Source organism: Halocatena marina, assembly GCF_023276375.1.
GTDB lineage: Archaea > Halobacteriota > Halobacteria > Halobacteriales > Haloarculaceae > Halocatena > Halocatena marina.
On record NZ_JALLPK010000001.1, the window covers coordinates 1,738,485 to 1,753,392 of the forward strand.

15 protein-coding genes are annotated in these 14,908 nt (G+C 53.7%); 9 read left to right on the plus strand and 6 right to left on the minus strand.

What is annotated here, in order from left to right:
• The 6 genes from MW898_RS07860 (at position 1) to MW898_RS07885 (ending at position 6,269) form a co-directional block, all read left to right on the plus strand.
• On the plus strand, positions 1-1,065 hold the full coding sequence (locus MW898_RS07860; RefSeq protein WP_248906014.1) for an ABC transporter ATP-binding protein: 1,065 nt from the start codon (positions 1-3) through the stop codon (positions 1,063-1,065).
• On the plus strand, positions 1,062-2,192 hold the full coding sequence (locus tag MW898_RS07865) for an ABC transporter ATP-binding protein (protein WP_248906016.1): 1,131 nt from the start codon (positions 1,062-1,064) through the stop codon (positions 2,190-2,192). The genes MW898_RS07860 and MW898_RS07865 overlap by 4 nt, the downstream gene beginning before the upstream one ends.
• A gap of 34 nt (positions 2,193-2,226) precedes the next feature.
• Positions 2,227-2,484, plus strand: coding sequence for a hypothetical protein (locus MW898_RS07870; protein WP_248906018.1), 258 nt, complete (start codon positions 2,227-2,229; stop codon positions 2,482-2,484).
• 40 nt (positions 2,485-2,524) lie between these two features.
• A complete protein-coding gene (locus MW898_RS07875) occupies positions 2,525-3,862 on the plus strand; it encodes an aminotransferase class III-fold pyridoxal phosphate-dependent enzyme (protein ID WP_248906020.1) in 1,338 nt (445 codons plus the stop codon).
• A gap of 92 nt (positions 3,863-3,954) precedes the next feature.
• Positions 3,955-4,812, plus strand: a complete 858-nt coding sequence (locus tag MW898_RS07880) for a GNAT family N-acetyltransferase (protein WP_248906022.1) — start codon at positions 3,955-3,957, stop codon at positions 4,810-4,812.
• A gap of 83 nt (positions 4,813-4,895) precedes the next feature.
• Entirely contained in the window at positions 4,896-6,269 is a 1,374-nt protein-coding gene (locus MW898_RS07885; RefSeq protein ID WP_248906024.1) for a sulfatase family protein, read from the plus strand.
• 15 nt (positions 6,270-6,284) lie between these two features.
• Here MW898_RS07885 and MW898_RS07890 read toward each other — a convergent pair whose 3' ends face one another.
• On the minus strand, positions 6,285-6,497 hold the full coding sequence (locus MW898_RS07890; RefSeq protein WP_248906026.1) for a hypothetical protein: 213 nt from the start codon (positions 6,495-6,497) through the stop codon (positions 6,285-6,287).
• Between the two features lie 315 nt (positions 6,498-6,812).
• Between MW898_RS07890 and MW898_RS07895 the strand changes: the two genes are divergently transcribed.
• Both MW898_RS07895 and MW898_RS07900 read left to right on the plus strand, forming a co-directional pair.
• Entirely contained in the window at positions 6,813-8,129 is a 1,317-nt protein-coding gene (locus MW898_RS07895; RefSeq protein WP_248906028.1) for a twin-arginine translocation signal domain-containing protein, read from the plus strand.
• A gap of 217 nt (positions 8,130-8,346) precedes the next feature.
• Positions 8,347-8,739 (plus strand): winged helix-turn-helix transcriptional regulator, encoded by a 393-nt coding sequence (locus MW898_RS07900; protein ID WP_248906031.1) that lies wholly within the window; start codon positions 8,347-8,349, stop codon positions 8,737-8,739.
• An 81-nt stretch (positions 8,740-8,820) separates the two neighbouring features.
• On the opposite strand, the gene MW898_RS07905 is transcribed toward MW898_RS07900, so the two are convergent.
• Positions 8,821-10,239: an FAD-dependent oxidoreductase gene (locus MW898_RS07905; RefSeq protein ID WP_248906033.1), complete on the minus strand. Its 1,419-nt coding sequence runs from the start codon at positions 10,237-10,239 to the stop codon at positions 8,821-8,823.
• Between the two features lie 363 nt (positions 10,240-10,602).
• On the opposite strand from MW898_RS07905, the gene MW898_RS07910 reads away from it, so the two are divergent.
• Positions 10,603-11,610: a DHH family phosphoesterase gene (locus MW898_RS07910; protein ID WP_248906036.1), complete on the plus strand. Its 1,008-nt coding sequence runs from the start codon at positions 10,603-10,605 to the stop codon at positions 11,608-11,610.
• A 96-nt stretch (positions 11,611-11,706) separates the two neighbouring features.
• Here MW898_RS07910 and MW898_RS07915 read toward each other — a convergent pair whose 3' ends face one another.
• From MW898_RS07915 to MW898_RS07930, 4 genes are all read right to left on the minus strand, one after another.
• A complete protein-coding gene (locus MW898_RS07915; protein WP_248906038.1) occupies positions 11,707-12,204 on the minus strand; it encodes a histidine kinase in 498 nt (165 codons plus the stop codon).
• Between the two features lie 996 nt (positions 12,205-13,200).
• Positions 13,201-13,656 (minus strand): thiol-disulfide oxidoreductase DCC family protein, encoded by a 456-nt coding sequence (locus MW898_RS07920; protein WP_248906040.1) that lies wholly within the window; start codon positions 13,654-13,656, stop codon positions 13,201-13,203.
• Positions 13,657-13,848: 192 nt separating this feature from the next.
• Positions 13,849-14,103 (minus strand): HalOD1 output domain-containing protein, encoded by a 255-nt coding sequence (locus tag MW898_RS07925; protein ID WP_248906042.1) that lies wholly within the window; start codon positions 14,101-14,103, stop codon positions 13,849-13,851.
• 73 nt (positions 14,104-14,176) lie between these two features.
• Positions 14,177-14,857 carry a DUF7344 domain-containing protein gene (locus MW898_RS07930; protein WP_248906043.1) on the minus strand — a complete coding sequence of 227 codons (681 nt, stop codon included), beginning with the start codon at positions 14,855-14,857 and terminating at the stop codon, positions 14,177-14,179.
• Positions 14,858-14,908 lie beyond the last annotated feature (51 nt).

Sequence of the window (14,908 nt, forward strand, 5' to 3'; positions counted from 1 at the left end):
ATGACTGCTAGTGAATCATTCACAGAAACGAAACAGAGAGAACAGGACTCCATATTAGAAGTTCGCAACACCAGCGTTTCCTTCGATATGGAACGTGGGAAATCGAAGGTGTTGGACAATGCGACGATCGACATTCGACGCGATGAAATCATCGGCATCGTCGGTGAAAGTGGCTCTGGCAAGTCGATGTTCGCATCCGCACTGCTTGATGCGGTGGTCGCTCCCGGGGTGCTTACCGGGGATATCACGTACTACCCTCGACCCGGAACAGCCGTCGATATTCTCGATTTCGATCGAGCAGAGCTGCAACAACACCGGTGGGAAGAGATTTCGATGGTGTTCCAAGGCGCGATGAGTTCGTTCAATCCGACAATGCGGATCCGCGGACACTTCGAGGAAACCCTCACTGCCCACAGCGTCGATCTGAAGACGGGAATCGAACGAGCCCACCAGCTTCTCTCCGATCTGTACATGACTCCCGAACGTGTTCTCGACTCGTACCCTCACGAACTGTCTGGGGGTATGAAACAGCGGGCACTCATCGCGTTGAGTCTGGTGCTCGAACCGAAGGTGCTCGTGATGGACGAGCCGACTGCTGCGCTCGATCTACTTATGCAGCGATCGATCCTCCGGTTGCTCACAGATATTCAGGAGAAGTACGACATCACGCTCATCTTTATTACACATGATCTTCCGCTCGTCGCGGACCTCGCAGATCGTCTTGCTGTGATGTACGCGTTCCGGTTCGTCGAAGTCGGCTCAACGGAGGAGATTCTCCAGAGCGCGGCGCATCCGTACGCCCGATCGCTGCTCAACGCGACACCGAATTTGAACGCTCCCATCGAGAAGATGCAGTCGATCGACGGGTCGAGTCCCGACCCAGTGAAGGTCCCGCCGGGCTGTTCGTATCATCCACGGTGTCCACTTGCCGATGAAACGTGCCAAGAGAATGACCCCGCCTACCACACGATTACAGCCGATCATCAGGCAAAGTGTTTCCACTGGGAGCAATCAGCCGAAGTGATTCCGTTTACGCTCGACCAGCAGGAGGAGAGTGACCAATGAGCCCCGACAGCAAAACACCAGTCGTATCGCTCGAAAATGCTGAGGTGTATTTCGAGGACAGTTCGAGTATCTTCAATCTGTTCTCTGAACCAGACACTGTCCACGCAGTCGACGGTGTCAGTCTCGATATCCACGAGAACGAGGTCATTGCGCTCGTGGGCGAGAGTGGTTGCGGTAAGACGACGCTTGGGAAGACTGCAATCGGCATCCAACGACCAACCGGTGGGAGCGTCAGATACCGCGGACAAGATATCTGGGACGCAAAGGACGGCACAGGACAAGTCGACATCCCATACAAAACGATTCGACGGTCACTACAGATCATTCACCAAGATCCTGGAAGCTCGCTCAATCCGAATCGAAAGGTGATCAAGAGTCTGTCAGAGCCACTCAAAAAGTGGCAGACTGATCTGACGAGAGAGGACCGAAGGGCACGGCTTCTGGGGATGCTGGAGCGGGTGGAGATGACGCCGCCAGAGGACTACGCGGAACGGTACCCTCACCAGCTGTCTGGTGGAGAAAAACAGCGTGTCGCGCTGATCCGCGCGCTGGTGATGAATCCCGACCTCGTTCTGGCAGACGAGGCGATTAGCGCGTTGGACGTCTCACTTCGCATCGAGATGATGAATCTGATGCACGAACTCCAAGACATGGTCAATACGTCGTTTCTGTTTATCTCCCATGACCTCTCGAACGCCCGGTATGTCACCGAGAAGGTGGGCGGTCGGATCGGCATCATGTACTTGGGTGAACTGGTCGAGATCGGTCCCGCTGAACAGATCATTACTGATCCTCGTCACCCCTACACCAAGGCACTCCGGTGGGCGACACCTGATCTTCGTCCCGGTGATCCCGACCGGCGTCCTGACGTAGAGGAGTTGCCAATCAAGACAATCGACATTCCGGATCCAGTGAATCCGCCCACTGGCTGTCGGTTCCACACGCGCTGTCCGGAAGCGCGCGAGGCGTGTAAACAGGAACAATCCCCACCAGAACTGATACAAATCGATCATGCTTCTGAACACGAGGCAGCTTGCTTTCGAGAGTACGACAACCATCAGTACTGGAACAGCCCAGACGATGAATCCAACGAGAACAGCAGACAGAGACACACTGCAGATGACTGATGACGTTTCTGTACTTTGAGCCACCGAAATGGTTATGCCCGCAGAGATTGCTACATACCTGCTAATCAGTATGAATGTAGATATTCAAGCTGCAGTTGAGTCAGCACTGTCGTCGTACACCGTGAGCCTCCCGTTGCTGGTGGGTGTCCTTATGGCTGCTCTCGGATTCGGATTCAGCACGGTGGGAATGGACGTTTCTGCGGGTGTGTCGGGAGCGATTGCGGTGTTTTTCATCAGCCTCGCTCTCGTTGGATACGTCGTCTTTTGGCTGCTCGGCACCGTTGGACGGTAAACAAACTGATTAACAGCTGCATACATGAACGTGTGAATCAATGTCACGGAAATCATCACAGACGGGTAGTGTGCGTTCACTCGATCGCTCGAATCGACTCTTACAGCAGGCTCAGAATATGATCCCAGAATGTTCGCAAACGAACAGCAAGGGACCGACACAGTGGGTGCAAGGCGTCGCGCCGACGCATTTAGAGCGAGGGAAAGGAAGTCACGTTTGGGATGTCGACGGCAACGAGTATGTTGATTATCCGATGGCGCTGGGACCGATCATTCTCGGACACAACTATCCAGCAGTGACCAATGCTGTCGAACAGCAGCTACGGGACGGGACGATGTTCTCGATGCCCCACCCATTGCAGCTCACTGTTGCAGAGCAGCTCATCGACGTCGTCCCGTGTGCGGAGATGGTCCGATTCGGAAAGAATGGGAGCGACGTTACGACGCTGGCGGCAAAGCTCGCGCGGGCCTACACCGGCCGTGAGATCATCGCGACGCAGGGCTATCACGGTTGGCCGGACGTTTGGATGGGCCAGACGTCCCTCGATCGAGGAATTCCTGACGTAGTGGGTGATCTCACGGAGTCCTTCGAGTACAACGATATCGAGAGCTTGGAACAGATTTTCACAGCACACCCGGGCGACGTGGCAGCGATCGTCACGACGCCAGTAAATCTCGCAGAGCCAGAGGATGATTTCGTCCAGCGAATGCGCGAGATCGCAGACCGCGAGGGAGCAGTATTAATTTTTGATGAGATTCTGACGGGCTTTCGGTTTGCGGTCGGCGGAGCGCAGGAGTATTTCGGCGTAACTCCTGATGTCGCCTGCTTCGCAAAGGGAATGGCAAACGGGTTCCCTATCTCGGCGGTCGCGGGACGGCGTGACGTCATGCAGACGATCGAAGCAGACGACGTCTTTTACTCGATGACGTACGCTGGTGATGCGCTTTCGCTCGCGGCGGCGAATGCCTGTCTCTCAGTTATCCGCGAGGAGAACGTCACGGATCACATTTTTGAGCAGGGACAGACACTGCAGCGCGGATACAACGATCTGGCAGCGGCGTACGGACTCGATCATCGGACAGAATGTGTCGGATATCCGCCGCGATTCAGCGCGCAGTTCAGCGACGAGACGGGCAAACCCGATCGACTAGCAAAGAGTCTCTTCATGCAAGAATGTCTCGAGCGGGGCGTGCTCTTTTCTGGCAACCACCTCCTCTCCTACAGCCACACCGACAGCGACATCGATCACACGCTCGATGTATACGAGACAGCAATGGAAACTGTCGCTGACGCCATCGATGCCGACGATATCGATGACCGCCTCGATGGTGAACCGATTGGGGCCACACTCAGACAACGCACTGGAGAAGATGGGTGACACACCAATGAACGTGAAACGAGCACGAGCTGCGAGCGTAAACAGAATATTCACGGAGAGAGGAGATTGATGGTCCAAAGCACGCGTCGGCCATGCGAATAGAGAAGCTAACACTCGACAGCGTTCCTGCAGCGATGCAGCTTTCGAAGCAAGCCGGCTGGAATCAGTGCCGGGCAGATTGGGAGCTTCTACTAACGCTCGCTCCGGACCATTGCTTTGCGGGGTGGATAGGCGACGATCTCATCGCAACGACGACCGTCGTTACCTATGGTGGCGACGTGAGCTGGATTGGAATGGTTCTGGTCAGCGAAGAACACCGAGGGCAGGGATACGGAAGCCAGATATTCCAGACAGCACTGGAGGCGACGCTCGAACGCGGTCAGTCGGCGATCGGTCTCGACGCGACCCCCTTCGGTCGGGGCCTCTACAGCAAAAACGACTTCGTCGAAATCGCTCCAATCACGCGGTGGCGTGGGACTCTGCAGCCGAGGACCACAACTGACGACGTAACCGAACTGAAATCGATCGGCACAGATCCCGTCTGTTCGTTCGATAGACGCGCTGTCGGCGTAAACCGTAGAGATCTGCTGGGCCAACTGCTCGACCGATCAGACTGCACCTGTCTGGCTCTCGAAAACAATGACGAGAATGGCAGTAGAGGTGAAACCAATCTGTCTGGGTACGCCGTTCTCCGTCCAGGGCGACAGCACTGGCAGCTCGGCCCCATCGTCGCAGAGACGGAGACGGCGTACGCACAGTTGGTGAGCGGGGCTGCAAAGCGGTGCACCGAGAGCGTCGTCGTCGACGCGCCGACAGACGGCGGTGACGATCTCCTGACCCAAAGTGGACTCACACCCGAACGACGGCTCGTCCGAATGGCGCACGCGGAACCGCAACCGTTGTTGCTCAACGAGACCGTGAAAGCGGTTGCGGGACTCGAATGGGGATAACCGATGACAATCGATCTTTGACGGCCAACGATCAAATTCGACATCGTCAGAACACTAATGAGCGTCCGATGACTGAGAGAGATATGGTCGAATCGAGCGTCCAACCAAACATCGTACTGATTCACCCACACAATTTGGGCCAGTATCTCGGCTGTTACGGATGGAACGTAGACACCCCGAACGTCGATGCACTTGCCCGAGACGGGATCAGGTTTGAAAACTACTTTTGTACAGCCTCACACTGCTCTCCAGCCCGAGGAAGCATCTGGACCGGGAAGTATCCTCACAACAATGGTTTGGTTGGACTCGCCCATCTCGGATGGGAGTTACACGACGACGAAACAACCCTCATCACACGACTCAACGAAGCAGGCTATGCCACGCATCTCTTCGGTCTTCAGCACATCTCGACAGACCCACACAGAGCCGGGTTCCAGCACGTCGAAGGCTCTGTCCACGAGTTCAGTGTCGATGAACCCGCTCGTGAGGTCGCAGCGCGCGTCGAGTCGTTTCTGTCCGGTGTTGAGACCGATGATGCGCCATTGTTCGCTTCGGTCGGCTTCTCGGAAGTTCACCGCCAACCACTCGTCGATCGGTGTCTCGATTGTGGCTGGACGTTCGACCTCCCTGACTACGAGTCCGACGATCCCGACGATGTCGATCCGTTGCCGTACCTCCCCGATCGTTCTGGGATCCGCGAAGATCTCGCTCACTTTCACGGCATGGTCCGTGCGATCGATTCGGCCGTCGGTCGCATCACCAACGCGATCGAAGCGGCCGATCTCGCCGCCGACACGCTCGTTATTTTCACGACCGACCACGGAATTGGCTTCCCTCGGGCGATGGGAACCTGCTACGATCCTGGCGTCGAAACCGCGCTGATCATGCAGTGGGACGGACACCTGAACGCGGGAACCGTCCACGATGACTTGTTGAGCCACGTTGATTTTGCCCCGACGATTCTCGATCTCATCGGAGAAGAGTCACCCGGCGAGATCGATGGCAGAAGCTTTGCACCATTACTGGTCGATGATGAGTATGTGCCTCGGGATCGCATCTTCCTCGAATTCACGTGGCATAGCAAGTACAATCCGATGCGTGCAGTGCGGACGAACGAGTACAAGTACATACGGAATGTGGGCGATTTGCCGCTCGTATACATCCCCGCACCGCTGTTTTCGAGTAGCGCTGGGCGTGATGTACGGGACGAATTCTACGGGCGCCAACGACCCGAAGAAGAGCTGTACGATCTTCAGGAGGATCCCCTCGAAATGAACAACATTGTCGAAGAGCCCGAATACGCAGACGTTGTAGAGCACTACCGGACGATGGTCGATGACTGGATGACAGAATCCGGCGATCGACTCCTTGAGGGGGAATGGCCACCAACGACACGCCAAGAAGAGCGGGTTAAAAAATCACCGTGGGTCCCCCGGGATGTCGATCAGTTCTGCTAATAGAACGCATCACGACTACGTTCGACACTTTCTGATAACGTACATGCTCGTCATCATCGTGCCGATAATGATGATACTATTGACGATCGTGAGGTAGTAGGGCGTAGAGCCGACTTTGATGAATGGGACTGAGAACGCGAGGATCACCAAAAAGATGACACACAGTCCGAACAGAATGATCCAAAATCCAACTGTATCGCAGAGTAGACCCCAGAATTTCTGTTTCATTATCCCATGATTGGAATGGGCGAGTGTATACCTTTCTCCCACATTGCGATACATTGACAGTACTATCGACGGTGTACAGTCGTCTGAGCAGCGCTTTGCACCAATCTCACTCGGATTCCGTTCGCAGTTGGTGGGTCGATAATCGATCTATCCAGGGAATCCGCCGTGTTCGGTGTTGTTTCTCGTCAGCTCAGCAGCTGAAAGCGCTTCTGTGACCGGGGTTGTGCCGCAATGAGATGGCGACAATGAAATCAAAACGTTAATATACCTACACGACACGGTTCAACCTAGTATAGTAGAGAGCGTAATCGATTTATGACAGCATGGACACCTAATGGACTCAATATTACACGTAGAGGCTTCCTAAAGACAGCTGGCGTTGCTGGGGTGATTGGTGGCGGACTCACTGGCGTCGACATGGCCGCTGGTGGAGCCAAATCCAAACCACATCAAGCGCTATCACCAGCCCACGATCCGTCACAGATGTCAGAGACACACGTGGACATTGCTGATGGCGATGACGTTGCCGGAATCATCGAGAATGTTTCTGACGGTGAACTGTTGGTCTTTCCGGAAGGGGAGTTTCGCTGGAGTCGGACCGTACTCGTGACAGTCGATAACTGGGGTATTCGAGGCCAGCCCAACGATGGGACTGTCTTCATGGTGCCCGAAGGACACACAGGAAGAGAGCTCACAGACTATCATCTCAGGACGATAGCGAAATCCTCTCTCGAGAATCCTGCGGGTGATAATATCTTGTTGAAGAACCTGACGTTCGACTCGACAGGCCGGACCAACCCAGGCATTCGGATCGGCGTCCGAAACCGTGGTCACGTCGAGAATCTCCACTATCGGTGCAATGGGACGATCGGACCGGATCTGATGCCCAGTGGTATGAACGCGCTCGTTCAGAACAAAGATGGCCACCTCACAATCCGAAACTACGTCCAGCACAACAATGGACGTCTCAGTGATTACAACGGTGGCGACAGCCGGAGTGGGTTCCACACTGGAGCAGGAAACTTCGGGACAGTCACGCTCATCGACCCCGTTCTGACCGGATTCCCGAACAACGGATGCTACGTGAGCCGGACACCGGGACGCACTGAGATTGTCGGTGGGTACCTTGCGAACAACAATGTCAGCAACGTACGCCTCTCCGGGGCTGTCACCGTTTGTGGGACAACCATGGAACTCGACACCGAGACATACGCAACGGGAGACGGCGAAACCACTGGCGGCAACGACTACAACACACGGATGGTTTGGGGAGATGCTCGTCAAACCGCCCGCGGACCCGGCGGACTCGTCGAGAACTGTTCGTTTATTCTGCACAGCTACGATCGTTCACAGGGGCTGGTCGATATTCTTGACAATCCCTCTATTACGGTCCGAAACTCTCAGTTCCTGCTTGAGGACGAAATCACCGCAGTAAGCGCGGATGCAGGCGAAATCGTGCTCAATAATTGCACCTTCACTGGCGAATCCTCGGCTACTGCAGGCAGTGGTGACATCACCGGAGATGGTAACTGTGTCTCTGGAGATATCGAACCGGGCGACGTTCCAACCTCCGAGCAGAACTGTCGTTCATTCGAATGGAATCGTGTCCATCCACTCGGACAGTCGAGCTGAGAGAGATCATTACGCCCGAAACACAAACACACACGAGGCGTAAATAACTGATACTGATACCGAGAAAATTTTCACTGACAGTACTATTTGACGTCATTACCGGTATAAGAACTCCTAATTCGCTGAGTATAGCATTGCCCAGCCTTCTGTTGAGGCGCCCATCGAAATTAAATGTCTATGGACAACTATTAATACCGATAGAGTGATAACATTAGACATGGTAAATAATGGCAAACGTGATGGTGAAATCGAACGGCTCGAAGTATGGTGTGCTGGTGAGGAGTGGTGTCCGATCACGGCGACGGCAACACTCATTGGCAAGAAGTGGCATCCAGTCATCATTCATCGGCTTCTCGAACACGGGCCAAGCGGATTCAACGAACTCAAGGACAATGTTGATGGCATCTCCAGTAAGGTGCTCTCAGAGAGTCTGGATGATCTTGGTGAGAAGCGGCTCGTAGATCGGGAAATCGTCAGCGAGAAACCCATCCGCGTAGAGTACTCGCTCACAGCTCCCGGTCGGTCACTCGAACCAGTAATCGATACGATGCGCGACTGGGGATTGGAGCATATAACAGAACCCAGTGACAGACGCTCGTCGCTCGTCTGAGCAGTTCGGTCTTCCAATCGCCGATGCATTCTCCACGCGACCGAAGAGAATAGGGATGAATTCGTCGAGAATGTTCACCGATCAGAACTCAGAGAGCGTCCCGTTCAGAACCTTGGCCGCGACGAGAATCGGATCCCAGACAGGACTGAACGGCGGTGCGTACGCGAGGTCGAGACGTTCTAACTCGGGAAGAGTCATCGCACAATCGAGGGCCGTCGCAAGCGTGTCAATGCGGATCGCAGCCCGGTCTGCCCCAACGATACTCCCACCGAGAAGTCGGTTGGTCTCTCGGTCTGCGGTCAACGTCACTGTCGTTTCCGAACCACCGGGATAATACCCGGACCGTGACGACGCAGTTATCGTGTCGGAAACGGGATCGAAACCAGCATCCGTGGCTCGTTCGTGGTCGATAAGGCCGGTCCGGCCACACTCCAACTCGAACGCCTTCACGACCGCTGTGCCAGCAACACTGCCAACGGGGGTCGGCTTCCCGGCAACAGTCTGACCGACTGCTCGACCCGCTCGGTTTGCTGTCAGACCGAGGGGCACCCACTCCGGCGCACCAGTCACTGTGTGTCGCATCTCGGCACAGTCACCAGCGGCATAGACGTGTTCCCGGTTCGTTCTGCCGTACTCGTCGGTAGCGATCGCTCCAGACTCGCCGCGTGCGATGTCTGTCTCGGCGATCAGTTCCGTATTCGGTCGGATGCCGATACCAATCAAAACGAGATCGACCGCAATCTGCCCATCATCACTAGCGACTGCCTCGACGTGACCATCTCCGATGAGTTCATCGACTTCAGTCCCCAGATGAAGCGTGACATCGTTCTCACGAAGCGTCGCTGCAACCTGCTCTCCAACCGCTTCGCCGAACGGTCGTAGGAGCCGATCTGATCGCTGGAAGAGGTGAATATCGAGGTCGTGTGCACCGAACGCTTCAGCCATTTCAATACCGACGTATCCCCCTCCGACGATCGCGACAGATTCTGGTGGATTCATACTAGCGTACTGTTCGAGTCGATCTGTGTCGACGGAATCATTGTCTGGAGGCCGAACACCGTCTGCTGAAGTGAGGTACGTTCGAAGCGCCGCCGCGGCGTCCATACTGTGCATTGTGAACACACCACTATAGCCAGTATCAATAGAGGCAGACACCGCATGCGCTCCCGTTGCAATGAGAAGATCGTCGTACGACTGCTCAAACCGGTCAGTTTCGTTCTGGACAAGTACCGTCTTGTCTGCTGGCTCTACCGCAATGACTTCGTGCTGTCGCCGTAGATCGATGCCCCGATCGTCGATATCGTCTGGTGACAGCGAGAGCAGATCGGTTAGTGACCCGACGTCACCTTTCACGTAGTAGGGCATCCCGCAGTGGGCGTAGGATACCCAGTTTCCTTGCTCGAAAACGATCACTTCTCGGTCCGAGTCCTCACGTTTTAGCTTACTTGCTGCACTCAACCCCGCAGCGTCACCGCCGACGACAACGAATGGATCTGCCATACTGTCTTCTTCTCAGCGAAGCCCTGTAACTGTACGAGTGAGGCCGCCGTAACTCGGTTGAAGCATGCGAAAGACGGTACTAACCCGGTATTAGATGAGCGGACACAGAGCGCAAATCAATCGACTGACCGCCACGCTCGTTCTTGAAGCCGACAGAGTAGTGCTACGAAAAATAGATCGACTGTATTACACACACCGTCCCGAAGAACGTTCTCTTGATTACAGTGTTTCATCCAGTTACTGCCGAGCAAGCGAATATCTATGCGTATCAGGGCCGAAGTTCCATGTGTTGACGACCGAATGATCCAACGGCGAGCCAAAAGAGGCATAGTGGGGACAACGACGCTCGTACTGTGATTTGCTATGGACGAGACCCATCAATTACTCACGCGACTTCGACAGTGTAGTTCGCTTGCGATTATCAGTCACTCGAATCCCGATCCTGACTCCATCGCAAGTTCACTCGCCTTAGAAGAGATAGCAGCCACCGAAGATATCGAAGACACGAGGTTATTCTACTGCGGTGATATTACCCACCAACAGAACCGAGCATTTATCAATTTGCTTGATATCTCAATCCACAATCCATCGACAGATCCATCGATTGCTGAGTACTCTTCGCTTGCGCTTGTCGATCACTCACATCTTGATCCATCGTTCCCCCATTCCGCCGAGTTCCATATTGAGATCATTATTGACCATCATGCTGTGAGCGACGCTTCCGATGCCGCATTCATCGATCGACGCCCAGACTACGGTGCGACAGCGACGATCATGATCGAGTATTACAGGGAATTGGACCTCAAACCATCCCCTGATGTCGCCTCAGCGTTACTTTTTGCGCTTCACCGTGAGCGGCTCGATCATGCTAGAATGCCGACGAGACGGGAATACGAGGCTGCTTCATTTATATATCCGTACGTCGATAGCGAGCTCATCAGCCAGCTCTACGGTGCGGCGTATACGCCTGCAACACTCGACGCGATCAGCGAAGCAATCCGACACCGTGAGGTCCGAGGATCGAGTCTAGTGACCTATGCCGGACAGACGACAGAGGGTGATGCACTTCCGCAAGCAGCCGATTATCTGTTGAATCTCGAAGGGGTGGATACGGTGCTCGTTGGAGGAATCGTCAACGACACAGTGCGACTCAGCGCCCGATCCATCGATCCGCGGCTCCACCTCGGTGAGGTACTCGAAAAAGCGTTCAGTGACGTTGGAAGCGCAGGGGGACATCGGGATATGGCCGGTGCACAGCTCCCACTCGGTATCTTTGCGGATACACTCTCTGACGATGGGCAGCTGTCCGATTGGCTGTTTGACAGCATCTCAGACCGATTTTTCTCTGCGCTGCATCTCGCCAGCGACTGAATCAGTTCTGTTCGCTGAGAGGTCCGCGTTGTCCCCATCATCTCACAAGCCTCCAGTGATGCTACCGTGGCACCGAACGACAAAAGATGGAGACAGTTACTCACGCGCGATCGCCGCATACGCGAGTGCAACTGGAATAGCATAGATGATGTGACCGACGAGCGTTAGGATGGTGTCGGGGAGCGCGAAGTTGGGAAGTGGCGGTGCGGCTGGGAAGCCGACAGCTGCCAACCAGATTGGCATCACAAATCCAGAGAGGACGATCGTTGTTAGTACGCCGTAGCCGATTCCGAGACCGACAGCACCACCGATGTGTCGTGCCGGTTCACGCAGCGGTTTGAGCTGAACGAGTGCTACGTACACCAGACCGAGGACCACGCCATGGAATAGATGAAACACCCATCCCGCTAGCAACGCTGGCCCTGCGACACCGTACATCGCGGGAATCGCCATTTCGAGTAACGGTACAGGGATCACGAACTGCATGATCAGGCCGAATAGGATACTCCCGATGAACCCACCGACGGCACCAGCGGCCCAGTCGCTGGCTGTAAGCCCCTCGGTTTTTCTCCGTGTTTGTGTTTCTGTGGCCATCTCTCGATAGGACCTCCAGTATTATGCTACGCAGTGACTGGTGAAAAGTGTACATTGTGATAGAGGTAAGTAGGTTACCTCCTGGTACCATACCGTGAGCACGCGTGAGACAACCCCCGAAGAAGGGAGAACAATTATCGATTGTTCTATTTTCATCGGACGTCGTGGACCACAGCACGTACGTTGATTCGATACTCGTATTGGGTGGATGTGCATGTGTCTTCACGTCTCAAATGTAGCAAATACTGATTCGGGATTCACGAAGATGTATGATTTATTAAATTAATAAATCATACTCATTCACCAGACATGAAATTTTGAGATAGTGTCGTTCGGTGGTCAATTACTACAGAAGACCACCAAAGTGTCTTGATACGCTCATTTGGTACTTGGATCGTATTGGTGAAAAACAACTGTACTAATATCTATCTTTGAGTCTTGCGATAATTCCGAGAAGATAGAGTGATCCACAGCACGAATATGATTGTATTCTTAATGATCAATGTATAGGTTCTAAAATCGTACGATTCGCTACAGAGAGTTCGGGATGGGATAACGTAGCACGTATAGGCGATTCGTATGATGTTGGAGGCACGTCTGCTGGATATACAGCGTCATACTCAGTATCATCTTAATCGCCTCGAATGAGAGAACATGATCTTCGTCACAGAGTAGAGATACAGAGACATGTGACATTCAGATACTTTCGTTCGTCGATTCGTTTTCAGGAGCGATATTCCGATCGTGATAGAGAATTCGCCCTCCTAAACTAATGAGAATCACACAAATCATGCATCAGTGTAGAAATTTTATATCATTCATTGTAATCGACCGATTGTCATAAATAAAATCCTATTGACAACTCTGTATCGTTCCTCGTCCCCGCACAATGATTCGTCTTTCGTAGAGTCGAGAATGAGTGAACGAAGAACAGTGCCCGATCCTATCCGGTTACTGATCGTCAATCGAACGCATCGATTCTTTGAGTAGCATACGTTATGTTGTATCGAGTGCGCGCTCGGCAAACCGCTCTCGGATTTCTGGACTGGGGACAGGACACTCGTCTTTCCGACCGAACAAGCGATACCGATGCGTTGCTACCACTCGGTACACAGGATTTCGTAGCATTTCGGGAACGTACACGAGTGGATAAAGAAGTGGCCACGGACCATCGAGAGTCCGACAGACTCGCAGTGCAGCAGTCGATCGGGTGTAGCACTCATTATCTTCGATAAGTACGAACGTATCGAAATCCTCGGTCGGGAGATCATATTCGTCGAGTAGCGCCTGTCCAATCGTCGATTGGAGTGGCGCAAACCGGAACGTCCCCGATGCATCGAACCGAACAATAAATCGGACGAGCGCGTTACAGAGGTTGCAAACACCATCGAAGAGGATAACCGGCCGTTCGACCGAATCGGCGACTGTCGTGGAATCGAGGGTGTCAGACATGGCACTACAACGATGTTCGGTTCCACACCGGATACACTACTCGGTGAACGACCAAGGAGACCGAGATTGTGACCCAGAATCAAACGGTTGAGGGCTGTAATACTACTGAATCTCTAATCATGCAAAGAACTGACCGGGCAGGTAGTGAGGCTGGCGCTGTCTGATTTCGTTACTGTATCGCCTTCTGGTTCGTCAGTCCGTCTGAATGCGCACATGGCCCGGTTCGACTGTTATAAGATACGCTTCATAGCGAAACTGAAGCAGATCAGGTGCCGGTGAGGACGCAAACAGTTGATCCAACGAATCGGGATCGATCGAATTAGCAAGCGGTGGCAGATCTAGTATCGGTTGGTTCGATGCCGTTGTGACGGCCCGCAAAACAGCCTCGCTAGCGCTTTCTTTCCCCTCAATGTGCGTTTTGTAGACTTCTTTGTGTTTTTCGTCCATTCTGCACACTTCCATCTTATTATTTATCCTAAACAGATTTAGTTCTTCCCCAGACGCGACGGGTGACGACGAACTAAGAATCGGTCGTCGCGGTATCGTTCGAACCGTTAGCAACATCCGCCTGGTCTAAAACCATCTCAAGATGCTGTTGTTGAGTGATTATTTTCTCATCACTATTGTACTCAATTAATCCAACATTTTCTAGTATTGGCAAATCAATGTGGTGTAGTATCGTGGGGAGCATGGATTCATCGTCAACTCCGCCTGCTGTCCACCAAGATTGCTCAGAGGCCGTCAATGCAGTGCTGAGTTCTTCGAGTGAAAGTGGTTGGGTGTGATCGGCTATCGTCGATGCGACGCGCTGTCGTCGCGGGCGTACGAGAAGGGCTGCAAGAGCCTCCCACGAACCATCCCCCTCTGTGAACGATTCTTCGACACACTCAACGGGGAGTTGCTCAGTTGAGACAATCCCAGTTGGCTGTCGCTCGATCCACCCGACCGACTCCAATTCCGGCAAACAACGGTGATACAGATCAATCCGAATCTGCCGATGAAGTTCTTGGACTACCGACGATGGGAGGTCCTCTGCTTTTGCCTTTTGCACTGCAAGCTGACTAGCAAGGGCGTCCTCTGGTATCGGATCAGACTGCGCCAGTAGCAGAGCGAGTATCCGTCGCTGGCGTGAGTCGGCGAGGATCACCGATCGATTAGGGGGAGATGGCCCCCCAGACAGCAGTCGTTTCCTACAGCTCATAGCATTTAGAGGATATTCCTGAAGTGCCATAATCTGAATGGCGGATATATG